Below are 13,765 nucleotides of genomic sequence, written 5' to 3' on the forward strand. Positions count from 1 at the left end.
GCGATGACCCTCCCACTCTGATATTTGAAAAGTCCTTGGGTCGTCGTCAGCAGGCTCAGATTCACGCCCTCCGCCCGACTTAGCCTAATTCAAACATAACCAAAGTAAACAAGAGGCGCGCGCCAGTAAGGAAGGCCTTGGCTAACTCGCCATCTTCTTCCGTCCGAGGCCCGTGACCATCTGGTTGGCGCGCTCGTATGGCAACGGCTTGCCGAACAAATAGCCCTGGATGACGTCGCAGCCGAGGTCGCGCATGCGCTCGAAATCCTCGGCGGTTTCGACACCCTCGGCCGTCACCGTCATCCGGAAGCTCTTGGCGAGTTGGACGATTGACTGGATGATGGCGACATTCTCCGGACGAGAGCCAGCCTCGCGGACGAAGCTGCCGTCGATCTTCAACTTATGGAACACCGCTTTGTTGAGGTAGCCGATCGACGAGTAACCCGTTCCGAAGTCGTCGAGGGCAATCCCGACACCAAGCGCGCGGAGACGCTTGAGGACATCGAGCGTCGAGCCATTATCGCCGAGAAACACGCCTTCGGTGACCTCGAGCTCGATTCGATTGCCGGCAAGCTTGTAGCGCGCGAGCGCTTCACTGACGATGTTCGGCAGCGCGGGAAGAATGATTTGGCGCGGGCTGATGTTGAGCGCGACGGTGATTGGTTCCGGCCAGGTTGCAGCCGTCCGGCACGCCTCGTCGATGACGAATTCACCGATGGCGCCCATGAGGCCGGTTTCCTCGGCAACAGGAATGAAGACGTTCGGCGGGACGAAGCCGCGCTGCGGGTGATTCCAGCGGATCAGCGCTTCAAACCCGACGAGTTTCTGCGTCTTCGCGTTGATCAGCGGCTGATAGACAAGATGGAACTGCTTGGACGAGATGGCGCTGCGCAGGTCCGCTTCAAGGCGAACACGGTCTTCCTGCTCCGACTGCAATTCCGATGAGAAGTAGCGCGCAACGCCGCGACCGGCATCTTTCGCCTGGTAAAGCGCGAGGTCGGCTTTGAGGATCAGGTCGTCGACCGTTGCGCCGTCGATCGGACCGAAGGCACAGCCGATCGATACACCGATGCGGATTTCCGTCTGGTCGATCATATAGGGTTCCTTGATCGACTGGATGATCCGGTCGGCCAAGTTTTCCACTTTACGGCGGCTTTGCGCGTCGGTGACGACGATCGCGAACTCATCGCCGCCCATGCGGCCGACCGTGCCATGCGGACCGACCTCGTCGACCAGGCGCTTGGCGACCGCGCGCAGCACAGCATCACCCTTGGGATGGCCGAACGTGTCGTTGACCGGCTTGAAGCCGTCGAGGTCTAAGAACATGATTGCGCAGGGCACATTGCCGCTAGTCGCGCCGCGCAGGGCTTCGCCGAGCAGCTGGCGGACACGGCCTCGGTTCGGCAACCCTGAGAGGACGTCGACGTTCGCGAGATGGGTCAGGCGTTCCTGCGTCTGGCGGATCTCGGTAATGTCCGAGCCGACGCCGCGAAAACCTTCGAAGCGCCCCGCGGTGTCGATGATCGGATCGCCGGCCATCGAGATCCAGCGTGCACCGCGCGGGGTCGCCAGCTCCATCTCAAGCGCGTTGAACGGCTGGCGTTCGAGCAGGACCTTTCCGAGCTCCGCATGGCCGCCAAGCAATGCGGGAAGCGAATGCCCGATCAGCTGGCTCGCGGGCCTCCCGAGCAGGGCGCTCATGCGTGAGCTGATATAGGTGCAGCGGTTGTCGGCATCGACCTGCCACAACCAACCCACGCCGCGTTGTTCGTATTCTTGAAGGAGAAGGCTCGCGCTCTCGCTCTGAGTTCCGACGTCCGCGTTCATCTTCAGCTGGTGGAACGCCCAGCGTGCCACCGTCATGACCCCCGTCACCGACACGCCAAGGGTGAAAAGGATCGATAGCATGTGCTGGAACGGCACTGAATGTCGTCCGATGACCAGTGCGCCGCCGATGCCCAGCGTGAAAGAGGTCATCCATGCCATCGCGGACTGCGGCATGACAACAAGGCCAAGCCCGCCGACCGCCAAGCCCGCCATCACGGATGCCGCGATGACCTGGGTGCCGGAATCGAGCGCCGGGAAGAAGTAAATCGGGACGCAAAGAAAGGTAGCGGCGCGGAGAACAATCTCACCGATCAGCATCCACATCGGGACCCGTTGGCCCGATCGTCCGACGCAGGTGATCGACTGATGGCGCGCAAGCTGCATGAAGACCAGGTTCACGCCCCCGACCGCGAGGGCCCAGGGCAGCAGCCAACTGGCTGAAACCACATCCCACAAGTTCGCGAGCATCATCAAAGCCGCGACGACGTTGGCGATTGCAAAGAAGGGCGCGAGTTGGGCGCGCGAAATCAACTGGACATCTCGAAGCGGCGAACTCTCCAAGTCCGCCGCTTCATGCGCCGCGATTCCCGCCGATTCCCCTCCGGGAAGGCGGGCTGAAATCAAACGCTTATACCTATCAGGAGCCTCGTACATCCGCCCGCCGTTCCACGTCCGATCAGCGGGATAGCCAAAGAGAGTTGAGGCGGAGTTAAGGGCTGATGATTTCTTCGGCGGTGAAAACGATGAGTTAGCGGCCGCCATTAACCGGGCATTAGCCCTACCGCGCTCGCATCTGCCGCCAGCCACCTCTATATGACGAGCTGATGGCTACCGACAGCGCGACACTGGACCGGCGAGCGAGCGTGAAGCGCGCGACGGACGTCCCGAAAATCCAGTCGCCTGCCGAGCCAATCGCACGTGGGATGGGGCTCAATCGCCCTTTCTTCGACGATAAAAATCGAGCTTTCTGGATTCTACAATCCATCGGTTGGGGCGGCTACCTGTTCCTCCGCACGCTCTCCGGGTTCGCCAATAACCTTGGCTGGATTCTGCTTGTTCACACGCTGCTGCTGACGGCGACCGGCTATTCGCTGACGCTGCTGATGGCTTCGCTCTATCGGCGGCTAATCAAGATCACGCCGATCTGGACACTCATTTTGTCCCTTGCGGCGGTAATCATCGCGTCGGTGACGTTCTCGATAATCGAAACGTGGAGCGTCGCCACGTTCCTAAAGCCGGAATTCAAGCCTGAGGGACTGGCTTACCTCGGCGCCCTTCCCCTTAATTTTGCACTGCTCGCGGCCTGGACGGCACTCTACTACGGCATCAATTACTTCCTCCTCCTCGAGCTCGAGATCAGGCAGCGCGAGAAATTGGAGGCGCAAGCGTCCAGCGCCCAGCTGGCGATGCTTCGATATCAGCTAAATCCGCACTTTCTTTTCAACACCCTCAATTCGATCTCGACCCTTGTCCTGCTGAAACAGACTGAACGCGCCAATGCGATGCTCGCCCGACTATCTTCGTTCCTGCGCTACACGCTGGCGAATGAGCCGACTGCGAAGGTGACGCTTGCGCAGGAAGTCGAGACGCTGAAGCTTTACCTTGAAATCGAAAAGATGCGCTTTGAGGATCGCCTGCGCCCGCACTTCAAGATTGAGTCGGAAACGATCGGCGCGCGCTTGCCATCGCTCCTCCTTCAGCCGCTGATCGAAAACGCCATCAAATATGCTGTGACGCCGGCGGAAAACGGGGCCGATATCTGGCTCACCGCAATGCGCGAGGGTCAGGCCGTGCGCATCGAGGTCGCGGACAACGGTAATGGACATGGTGCGGAGCTGGCCGCCAGCCCGTCGACGGGCGTCGGTCTGGCGAACATTCGCGACCGGCTGTCGCAGGCCTATGGCGGCGCACATCGGTTCGAGACCAAAGAGAACGACCGTGGGGGCTTTAGCGTTATCCTCGAAATACCCTTCGAAACCGGAGACAGAGCCGCATGAGCATTCGGACCATCTTGGTCGACGACGAGCCCCTCGCCACGCAAGGCCTTCAGCTTCGGCTGCAGGCGTTCGACGATGTCGAGATCATCGCGACCGCGGCCAACGGGCGTGAGGCGATCCGTCAAATCAAGACTCACAAGCCTGACCTGGTTTTCCTCGACATCCAGATGCCCGGATTCGATGGCTTCTCCGTCATTCAGGGGCTGATGGACGTCGAGCCGCCATTGTTCGTCTTTGTTACGGCTTATGGTGAGCACGCGCTGCGGGCTTTCGATGCCCAAGCCGTCGATTATTTAATGAAGCCAGTCGACGAAGATCGCCTCGCTGCAACGATGGATCGCGTTCGCCAGCGCCTCAATGAGCGGCGCAGCGCAGAGGAATCCGAACGCCTGAAGGAAGCGCTTGCCGAGCATGCACCGGAGGCGGCGGAAGAACTGGCCGACGCCACGCCGGACGCCCATGCCGCCAACCGCTTCGAGAAGATGATCAACATCAAGGATCAGGGCCAGATCTTCCGGGTCGACGTGGACACAATTGAGCGGATCGATGCCGCGGGCGACTACATGTGCATCCAGACCGGCGACAATACGCTGATCCTGCGCGAGACGATGAAGGACCTAGAGAAGCGGCTCGACCCCCGTCGTTTTCAGCGCGTCCACCGCTCGACCATCGTCAACTTGGACCTGGTGCGCCAGGTCAAGCCGCATACCAACGGCGAGTGCTTCCTCGTTTTGGACTCCGGCGCGCAAGTGAAGGTCTCGAGGTCGTATCGCGATGTCGTCGCTAGGTTCGTGCATTAGCACAGCCGAGGAAGACCCGCCCGCGCCGAAGCGCGAGCGGATCCCTTGGGCACCGAGACCTGCGAAGGTCGTCACCGGTCCCGGCGCGCGCGCCGTAGACGGTTAACTGTAATTTAACAACGAAATTTGCGGTTACGACGCGGCGGGCAGGCGAACAGTAACGGTCGTGCCGGCCCCAACGATGCTTTGGATGTCGAGTAGGCCGCGGTGCCGCTCGACAATGTGCTTGACGATTGCAAGGCCGAGACCGGTTCCACCGCTCTCACGGCTGCGCGCTGCGTCTGCGCGGTAGAACCGCTCGGTCAGGCGCGGAAGATGTTCGCGAGCGATCCCGGGGCCATGGTCTTGCACGCAAAGCTTAATCCAGCCGCCGTCCCGCTGACCGCGGACGTTTATGACGGCGCCGGGCCCTTCGCAGCCGTAGCGAACGGCATTGCCGATCAAGTTGTCGAACAACTGGATCAACTGGCCTCTGTCCCCGCGCACCGAGCCCAGGTCCGGCGCCAAATCGACCAAAACCTTGCAAGCCGCATTTTCCCGAACATGCCCGGCATTGGCGACCGACGTTCCCACGATGTCCGCAATGTCCACAACATCCGCAGGAGCAAGAAAGCGGTCGGCCTCAATTCGTGAAAGGCTCATCAGATCTTCGATGATCCGCAACATCCGCCGCGCCTCATCGCGGATGGTTCGGCCGAACTTCAGTCGCATCTCTGCTGGAAGTTCGCCCTCCTCCGCGAGGGTTTCCGCGTACCCGATCACGGTGGATAACGGAGTTCGAAGCTCGTGGCTGGCATTCGCGACGAAATCCACGCGCATTTTCTCGGCGGAGACCGAGGCCGAGCGATCGATCATCCGAACGAAGGCAGCGCCATTCGGCAAACGCCGGATGACGATCCGCCACGACCGGCCGGGCTCGACAATGCCGCTGGCATCGACATCGCCCGAGCGGTTCGACAAGATCAGTTCGAGCGCCTGCGGGTGCCGGATCGCTAGCCGGACGTCACGCCCCTCCACGCGCTGCCCCAACAGCTCCTGCGCGGAAGGATTGGCGAGCACGACGAGATTGCCCGCGACGATAAACGCCGCCTCGTCGATCGCATTAACCAGCGCACGTTCGGTTTCACCAAGAGCCGCCATCGAAGGCACTGTAGCGGATTGGCCGACAGCAGCCACGTCTTGCGTTTGGTCTATTTCTGTCACCCGGTTGGACCGCAGTCCAAACCAATGGGGAGAGGAGGATCGGAGAGCGGATCGCAACATCGGGTGACGGGGCGACAATGTCATCGTGCTGTTGCGGATCCATGACCCGGGCGGGTCGCATGGATGACTTGGCTAAAAGTTCGCGCTCAGGCCGAGGTAGGCAATATTGTCGCTGCTATCCGGTCCGCCGCGGACGAAGCCGTGCTGGTTCATGTAGCCGACCTCGGCATTGACCTTGGTGGAGAGCGGCCCGGAAATCGACACGAGATTGCGGACGCGATCGAGACCCTTCTGCCGCTGAAAACTTGTCGAGTTGAGATTGAAGAAAGTCTCGCTGCTGAAGTTGACTGCCGCCTTGCCGGCAAAAGGAAGGGAATACTTCACATAGGGACGCAGTCTCCACCCTGTCCCGTCGATGTGTTCACGCCAGCGCTGCTCAAGCCGCAGCCGCGCGCTCAACTTCCCGCGCCCGAGCTTGGCCACATTGTCGAAAGTCACCTGCTCGCGAGCCCGCCGCTCCATCACCGTGAAATCGCCACTCGCATATTGCGGGTTGTGAACATAACCAGCGGCTAGGGTGACATCTTTCGCCACCTTGTAATTGAGCATCGTGGTAGCTTCGATTTCGTACAGGCCGTTTCTGTTGTCACTGAACCGCGTGACCAGCTCTTCCGACAGACGCCAGCTATCCGAGAATTTGAAGTTGGCCGAAGCGGTTCCCCAAATCTGTGAATCCGACCGCGCCTCGGCGCCCGTCGAAGCGGCGAGAAACATCCCGGCCAAGCTGATACATGTGGCGCGACAAAGCATGGCTTCAGGCATAGCCGCCCGTCACAAATCTGCAATCAATCCGGCATCGGCGTGAACTATTCCCGCGGCACGACCGACGAATGGTCAGTCTCGGACGATTGCTTTCGTGTCCCGCGGCGCTGCTCGCAATGAGCATGGCATCGCCATCGACGGCCGCCGAGACGGCAACGTTTCTCAATGCCCCCGCGAAGGTCGGCATTGCCCCGGTGAAGCTGGCGGGCCAGTTCGAACTGAAATTGCATTTGCCGGACGGTCGCGGCCTTGCCCGCTTGCTGATTGATGCAGGCGTGGCGCAGGATGACGCCGCGGCCGCTGCAAAGCTCGCAGCCGGCCGGCTGGGCGATGGCAAGAACGGTTGTTTCGCCACGGTGTCGGTCGAGCGTGCTGCAGGCGGCGCGCTGAACCTCGTCCGCGTGATGCTGACCACGGATGACCAACGCACGATCATCGAACGCCGTGGCGACGAGCTCGCGATCGCCTCAGAAAGCCCGATCGCCAGGCAGCCGCGGCTGATCTAGCCCGCCCAACGACTAATGGCTTAGGACGCCGTTGCGGAGCGACGCCAGCGCGTAGCGAGCCAAGTCGTGGGACATGACCGTCTTCCCATCGGCGACGACCATTTCCACGTCCGCTTCCATCAGCACGTGATTGAATTGCTTGGCCGCCTCTTCTTGCCGGCCCTGCTTGGCCAGCGCGACGCCCAAGTTCATCGCCCGAGCGGGATCGTACTTCGACACATTCGCAGCGCGGATCTCACGTTCGGCGCTCGAATAGTTCGAGCTCAGCAGGGATGACGAGCCTGGCGCCGGATCATTGACAGAATTGAGCTGCGCGGTCGCCGGAGCGGCGAGCACAAGAACAGCGGAAAGCCCTGCGATTTGAAAAACTTTCATCACCATCTCCATCGATGTGTGAGAGACGGGATATGCCCAATTGCGATTAGGTGCAAACGTGTCATCAGACTGTCATAATTCTGCTTTACGCTCTGCTTGACGGCGGTGTGTGAGTTGCCATTAGGCAACATCCCACGAAAAAGCTTATTGCAAAAAGGCCGCCCCAGTTTCCTGGCGCGGCCTACACGTACCTAAAGAAACTTACTTGCCGCGTTCGGCCGTCGGTGCCGGCGGCGGCGGAGCCGGTGGCGGAGCCGGGCAGTTGCCGGGCGCCGTTACTACCGCGCCGCTTTCGCAGGTTACGGTTGCCGGTACTGGCGGCGGCGCCGGCGGCGCCGGTGGCGCGACATAAGGTTCGATCCTGCGCGGGGCACCGATCTTGAACGCAAGCTCAGCACCGAAGGTCCGTGGCGGATTGAAGTTGCCGTAGTCGCCCAGGACGCCTGAGTAGTTTAACTGATTGGTCGGCAGGCCGCCGGAGAATACCTGCGTTGGAGAAGAATTCGCCGCCGACCGGCGATAGATGTGCGTCTCGTTCAGCAGGTTCCGCGACCAGAGCGAGAAGGTCAGCAGCGCCGCGCCGTCATTAACGGAAACGTCGGCGAGCGCGACGCGGCCATTCACGATGAAGCTCTTGTCCGTCTTCACCGGCTCCGACTGGAAGCTGTACTGCCGCCCCGCATAATTGGCATCGAGGTGGAAGCGCAGCTTGCTCTCACCGATTGAGGTCGGGATCTCATAATCGACATAGGCTGAGCCAGCGTGTTTCGGGGTGAAGACCGTGTAGACCTGAAACAGCGGATTGCCGGGTAGGAAGGGATTCGGCGTCGGCGGCACCTTGATGTCGGTGTACGCATAGGATGCGCCAAGAGTCAGCGAGCGCAGTGGGCGGATGGTGAAATCGGCTTCGATGCCCTTGATCTTCGACACGCCAGGTGCGTTCCGCGTTTCTTCGGTGTGAAGGTTGAACGTCGGGCTGCGTGGATCGGTATCGACGTTGTCGAAGTCCGTCTGCGTGCCCTTGCGGCGCATGTAATAGGCCGCGAGGTTCAGGCGCGCGCGGTGATCGAGGAAGTCCATCTTCGATCCAATCTCGAAGCTCTGCACCGTTTCCGGATCGAACGCCGTGAAGGTTGCCGAGCGCGAGTTAGCACCGCCGGCACGGAAGCCGGTGGCGTACTTGGCGTAGAAATGCATGTCCGGCGTCGCGTCGATCGCCGCGACGACCATCGGATCGATCCGGTCCTTGTTGTAGTCGAACAGGAAATTGGTCGTGCGGCCGCCAACGATGTCGAGCACACCGTTCCGCTTATCCTTCGTGTAGCGTGCGCCCGCCGTCAGATGAAAGATATCGAAGCCCGCCGGCGTCCACGTTGCCTGACCAAAAACGCCATAGCTTTTCGCCCGGGCGCTGCTGTCACGCTGAAGGCTCCAGTTTTCGCGATTCCACAGAAGCGCGTTGTTGATGGTGTATCCAGTACCATTGGCATTCCAGGTGTTCGTCGTTGGCGTGGCCGCCAATTCCTTGACCTTCTCCCAGAAGTAGTAGGCACCGACCACATAATCGAGCGACTTCAAGCTGCCCACGGCCTGAAATTCCTGACTGAACTGATGCTGGTACAGCTCGGACAGAGAGTAGCGGCTGAAGCCCGTGTTAGGCGCATAAACCGTCCGGTGCGGTCCGCCGCTGTTGTCCCACTGGTGAACGCCGACCTGGCGGTAACCAGTGATCGACCGCAGCTCTAGCGCCGGCGAGATCTTGTATTTGATGGTGCCGGCGAAACCGTTGGTGCGATCGACGCTTGGCTGCTGCGGGACGCCGATCTCCGCCGTCTTCTGGCGATCGCCGCCCGTGACCTGAACGATGGGCGAGAGCGGTCGGATGCAGGGATTGGTGGTAACGCCGCCGACGGTCACGTTGCACGGCTGGCCATTGTAGACCAGCGTCGTGCCGTTGGTGCCGCCGTAAGTGCCGACGTTGTAGCCGTTGGGGTTGTAATTGATCAGCTGGCTGTAGTTGGGCGTGTTCTCATTCTTCGCCTGATCGTAGGACAGGTCGACGGTCAGCCCATCCACCGGTGTCCAGCGCGCGGCAACGCGGCCGCCGACGGTGTCGTGGTAGTTCCACCCCTTTTGGCCAGCGAGCGGGTTCTTCACCGTCGCATCCTGGTGGTCGTAAATCGCATCGAGCTTTACCGCGATGTTGGCAAAGGCGGGAAGGTCGATGTGCAGCGCGCCTTCCCGCGAACCGTAATTGCCCACGCCGACTGTGCCGCGAACACCAAACACGCCGGTCGGCGCCTTGGTGATGATGCTGACGGCACCGCCCTCGGTATTGCGGCCGAAGAGGGTGCCCTGCGGTCCGCGCAGAACCTCAATCCGGTCGATGTCGAGGAGAGCTGCGTTCAACCCCTGCTGCCGTGCAAGGTAGATGCCGTCGACGTAAACGCCGACGCCCTGGTCGCGCGCGGTCTGATTGGCGTCGAAAGGAACGATGCCACGGATGCCGACGGTGAGCGCCGACTGGCGCGCTTCGAAGGTCGCGACACGAAGGCTCGGGATCGAACCATCGCCAAGGTCGAGTAAGCTGGTGGCGTGCCGATCGGCCAGTGCTTGCGTGTTGGCGACGCTGATTGCGATCGGCGTGCGCTGCAAATTCGTCTCACGCTTCGTCGCCGTGACGACGATCGCCTGAAGACCGGCGTCATCTTGCGGTGCGCGCGGCGCATTCTCGATCACCGTCGACCCGGTTGCCGGCTGCGCCACGTCATCGGCCTGCGGCGCTGGTGGGAGCGGCGACGGGGTCGCGGGCGCATTGCTGGTCGTCTGTTCCTGCTGCGGGGTGTTGGTCGAGCCGGGGACGACCGCCTGCGCGAGGGCGATCGAAGCCGACGAAGCCAGCAGCGCACCGGTGAGTATTAGGCGAGCCGCGCGCGCGGAATTGCGGGTTGAGAGAGGAGTCGCGGCAACCGCGTCCTGCGAACGAATCTTCATGTTTAAACCTTTCCCCCAGGCCCGCTCCGGGCCGGATGAGGGCGGTCTAGGGGCGCGGCGGGTCAGGCTTGTGACGGGTCGCCGATCAGTTCGGTGAATCTGCTATTGCAGTTTTTTGACGGGCCCAGCGCTCTAAAAAAGCTTGGTCAGGAAATAGAACAGTGCACCCACGGCGGCCGAGGCCGGGATCGTGATCAGCCAAGCGATCATCACGCTACGCGCGACACCCCAACGCACTGCCGACGCGCGGCGGGCGGCACCGGCGCCGATCACACAGCCGGTGATCGTGTGGGTCGTGGACACGGGAATGCCATAATAAGAGGCGGTGAAAAGCATCGCCGAGCCGCCGAGCGAAGCGCTGAACCCCTGATGCTGGTTCAGCTTGGTGATGCGGCTGCCCATCGTCTCGATGATCCGCCAGCCGCCGGTAAGCGTGCCGAGCCCGATCGCGATGTAGCAACTCAGCGCCACCCAATGCGGGACGTGAAATTCGCCGTGGAGGTGCCCTGTCGAATAAAGAAGGACACTGATGATGCCCATGGTCTTCTGGGCGTCGTTGAGGCCGTGACCCAAGGAATAGGCGCCAGCCGAAACCAGGTGCAGGCCCCGAAAGGTTCGTTCGGCTCCGCGGGCTGTGGCCTTCACGCCTAGCCAGCTGGTCGCCAGCATGATGGCCATCGTCAGGAGCAGGCCCAGCGTCGGTGACAGCACGATCGCAATCAGCGTTTTGTTGAGGCCCGTCCATTGGATGCCCGTCATTCCGGCGTGTGCCACGCCGGCGCCAACCAGCCCGCCGACAAGGGCGTGACTGGACGATGACGGAATGCCCTTCAGCCAGGTGACGACGTTCCAGAACATCGCGCCGACGAGGGCCCCAAACACTACCGCGGGCGTCACGAGATCCTTGTCGATGATCCCTTTGCCGATGGTGTCGGCGACCTTGTGTAGTTGCGGCCATTGCAACGCGAGAAAGTAGGCGCCGAAATTGAAGAAGGCCGCAAAGGCCACGGCAGCAGCCGGGCTGAGGAGCCGCGTTCCCACCACCGTCGCGATCGAATTGGCGGCGTCGTGCAGGCCGTTCAGGAAGTCGAACGCCAGCGCGACGATGATCAGGCCGACCAGCAGCGGGAAAGCCAGCTCGTGCATCAGGCGTGGTCTATGACGATGCCGTCGATTTCGTTGGCTACATCCTCGAAGGCGTCCATCACCCGCTCGAGGTTCTTGAACACTTCGCGAGCGACCGCGAACTGCAGCGGACTGGCAGGCGCGTTCTGGAATGCCGTCTTCAGCCCCAGGGCATGGGTTTCGTCCGCGCGGCCCTCGAGGCTGACAAGCCGTCCGGTCAATTCATGGAGCCGAGCGCCGTTGGCGCCGACGTTGCGCAGTAGCGGCACCGCTTCGGCGAGCACCGAGGCCGCCTCATGGATCAGCTGCACGATCTCCTTCATCTCCGGGCGCAATTCCTTGAGCTCGTAGAGATCGATGGCGCGGGCGGAGGCAAGCATCTCGTCAATCGTGTCGTCCATCGCGCCGATCAGCGAAGTGATCGCCCCGCGATCGAACGGCGTCAGGAAGGTCTTGCGGACCTCGGTCAGGACCCGGCGAATGATGTCGTCGGCATCATGCTCACGGTCGCGGATGACCTTGAGCATCTCGCCCGTCGAGACATCGTCCTTGGACAGACTGAGCAGTGCGTCTGCCGCCCCGACGAGAGTCGCCGCATGGGCTTCGAACAAGCCGAAGAAATCACCCTTTTGGGGCAACAAGCGCTGGAACCAGCCGAACATCCGACCCCCTTTGAGTGGCGCGTCGGCTTAGTCTGCCGAAACGGCAGGGGCAACAGGCCTATCAGGCTTCCTGATCGAGCGAGTAACCTGCGGAGCGCACGGTCCGGATCAAGTCCGGGCGATCGCCGGCGTTGATGGCCTGGCGGAGACGCCGGACGTGGACGTCGACCGTGCGCACATCGATGTCCGGGTCGTGGCTCCATACTGCGTCGAGCAGACGCTCGCGCGAGAAGACGCGGCCAGGGTGCTCGAGAAAGTGGCGGAGCAGCCGGAATTCGGTCGGGCCGAGATTGATCAGCTCGCCGCCGCGGCGAACGCGGTGGGCAGCGGTGTCCATCTCAATGTCCGCATAAGCCAGGCGCTCGCCAGCCAAGGCCGGCCGGACGCGGCGCATAACGGCGCCGACCCGCGCGACCAGTTCGCGGGGGCTGAATGGCTTGGTAACGTAGTCGTCGGCGCCAGTCTCAAACCCGCGGATGCGGTCGCTCTCTTCACCGCGGGCGGTGAGAAGCATGATCGGCACATTCGCCGTGGTGGATCGGCGCCGAAGGCGGCGACAGACCTCGATGCCGCTGATGCCCTCGATCATCCAGTCGAGCAGGATGACGTCCGGCTTGACCTCGTCGACCAGGATCAGTGCTTCTTCGCCGTCGCCGGTGCGGGTCACGTCGTAACCCGACCGTTCGAAGTGGAAGGTCACGAGGTCCGCGAGTGCGCGGTCGTCCTCAACCAGCAGGAGGCGGGCGTTGGCCATGGCTATTTCGACTTGCCCGGGCGGTCGGCCATGTGGCGGCCGGTCGCAGCATAATAAACCATTTCCGCAATGTTGGTCGCGTGATCGCCGACCCGCTCCAAATTCTTGGCAACGAACAGCAGGTGGGCCGATTGGCCGATAGTGTGCGGATTCTCCATCATATGCGTAAGCAGGGTGCGGAAGATCGAATCATAGAAATCGTCGACCGCGCTGTCGCGTTCGCACACCCGCAGCGCCGCGTCGGCATCGCGTTCCACGAAAGCGTCGAGCACATCGTGAACCATCGCCGTCGCGATCCGCGCCATTTCCGGCAGGAGCGACAGCGGCTCGATCTTCCCCGCATGCTCCAGCATCGGCACACGCTTCGAGATGTTCTTGGCGTAGTCGCCGATCCTTTCGACCACACCCGAGATCTTGAGCGCGGCGACCACGTCGCGAAGATCGCCAGCCATTGGTGCCCGGAGCGCGATCAACTGGACCGCCCGCCGTTCCGTCTCCACCTCCAGCGCATCGAGCTTCTTGTCGTCGGCGATGACCTTCTGCGCGCCTTCGACGTCGCGCTGGACGAGGCAGCGCATCGCTTCTCCGATCGCATGCTCGGCGAGGCCGCCCATCTGGCTGATGAGGGCACGGAGCCGTTCGATATCTTCGTCGAAGGCCTTGAGCGTATGTCCGCTGGCTTGCTGCATATCTGCTCCGA

Annotated in this window: 12 protein-coding genes; 3 read left to right on the plus strand and 9 right to left on the minus strand. The window is 61.9% G+C overall.

Translation table 11 applies throughout. The annotated features are described in order from the left end of the window. Window positions 1–141: 141 nt before the first annotated feature. Window positions 142–2,388, minus strand: a complete 2,247-nt coding sequence (locus QU596_RS08140) for a putative bifunctional diguanylate cyclase/phosphodiesterase (protein WP_308514814.1) — start codon at window positions 2,386–2,388, stop codon at window positions 142–144. A gap of 362 nt (window positions 2,389–2,750) precedes the next feature. On the opposite strand from QU596_RS08140, the gene QU596_RS08145 reads away from it, so the two are divergent. Both QU596_RS08145 and QU596_RS08150 read left to right on the plus strand, forming a co-directional pair. After that, on the plus strand, window positions 2,751–3,824 hold the full coding sequence (locus QU596_RS08145; RefSeq protein ID WP_308517962.1) for a sensor histidine kinase: 1,074 nt from the start codon (window positions 2,751–2,753) through the stop codon (window positions 3,822–3,824). Then, complete coding sequence (locus QU596_RS08150; RefSeq protein ID WP_308514816.1) at window positions 3,821–4,624, plus strand: LytR/AlgR family response regulator transcription factor; 804 nt, start codon at window positions 3,821–3,823, stop codon at window positions 4,622–4,624. The genes QU596_RS08145 and QU596_RS08150 overlap by 4 nt, the downstream gene beginning before the upstream one ends. Window positions 4,625–4,756: 132 nt before the next feature. On the opposite strand, the gene QU596_RS08155 is transcribed toward QU596_RS08150, so the two are convergent. Beyond that, a complete protein-coding gene (locus tag QU596_RS08155; RefSeq protein WP_308514818.1) occupies window positions 4,757–5,764 on the minus strand; it encodes an ATP-binding protein in 1,008 nt (335 codons plus the stop codon). 195 nt (window positions 5,765–5,959) lie between these two features. Next, window positions 5,960–6,637 carry a DUF2490 domain-containing protein gene (locus tag QU596_RS08160; protein WP_308514819.1) on the minus strand — a complete coding sequence of 226 codons (678 nt, stop codon included), beginning with the start codon at window positions 6,635–6,637 and terminating at the stop codon, window positions 5,960–5,962. Window positions 6,638–6,765: 128 nt separating this feature from the next. Between QU596_RS08160 and QU596_RS08165 the strand changes: the two genes are divergently transcribed. Further along, window positions 6,766–7,155 carry a hypothetical protein gene (locus tag QU596_RS08165; protein ID WP_308514820.1) on the plus strand — a complete coding sequence of 130 codons (390 nt, stop codon included), beginning with the start codon at window positions 6,766–6,768 and terminating at the stop codon, window positions 7,153–7,155. 12 nt (window positions 7,156–7,167) lie between these two features. On the opposite strand, the gene QU596_RS08170 is transcribed toward QU596_RS08165, so the two are convergent. The 6 genes from QU596_RS08170 to phoU all read right to left on the minus strand — a co-directional run bounded on the left by QU596_RS08170 (window position 7,168) and on the right by phoU (window position 13,754). Continuing rightward, window positions 7,168–7,530: a hypothetical protein gene (locus QU596_RS08170; RefSeq protein ID WP_308514822.1), complete on the minus strand. Its 363-nt coding sequence runs from the start codon at window positions 7,528–7,530 to the stop codon at window positions 7,168–7,170. Window positions 7,531–7,731: 201 nt separating this feature from the next. Further along, on the minus strand, window positions 7,732–10,524 hold the full coding sequence (locus QU596_RS08175) for a TonB-dependent receptor (RefSeq protein ID WP_308514824.1): 2,793 nt from the start codon (window positions 10,522–10,524) through the stop codon (window positions 7,732–7,734). 132 nt (window positions 10,525–10,656) lie between these two features. Beyond that, a complete protein-coding gene (locus QU596_RS08180) occupies window positions 10,657–11,670 on the minus strand; it encodes an inorganic phosphate transporter (RefSeq protein ID WP_308514826.1) in 1,014 nt (337 codons plus the stop codon). Continuing rightward, entirely contained in the window at window positions 11,670–12,311 is a 642-nt protein-coding gene (locus tag QU596_RS08185) for a DUF47 domain-containing protein (RefSeq protein WP_308514828.1), read from the minus strand. Before QU596_RS08185 ends, QU596_RS08180 begins: the two co-directional genes overlap by 1 nt. A 61-nt stretch (window positions 12,312–12,372) precedes the next feature. Continuing rightward, on the minus strand, window positions 12,373–13,065 hold the full coding sequence (phoB, locus tag QU596_RS08190; protein ID WP_308514831.1) for a phosphate regulon transcriptional regulator PhoB: 693 nt from the start codon (window positions 13,063–13,065) through the stop codon (window positions 12,373–12,375). Window positions 13,066–13,067: 2 nt separating this feature from the next. Then, the gene (gene phoU / locus QU596_RS08195; RefSeq protein WP_308514833.1) at window positions 13,068–13,754 is read right to left on the minus strand and encodes a phosphate signaling complex protein PhoU; all 687 of its coding nucleotides are present in this window, start codon (window positions 13,752–13,754) and stop codon (window positions 13,068–13,070) included. Between the last annotated feature and the right edge of the window lie 11 nt (window positions 13,755–13,765).

The organism is Sphingomonas flavescens, from assembly GCF_030866745.1.
GTDB classification, from domain to species: Bacteria; Pseudomonadota; Alphaproteobacteria; order Sphingomonadales; family Sphingomonadaceae; genus Sphingomicrobium; species Sphingomicrobium flavescens.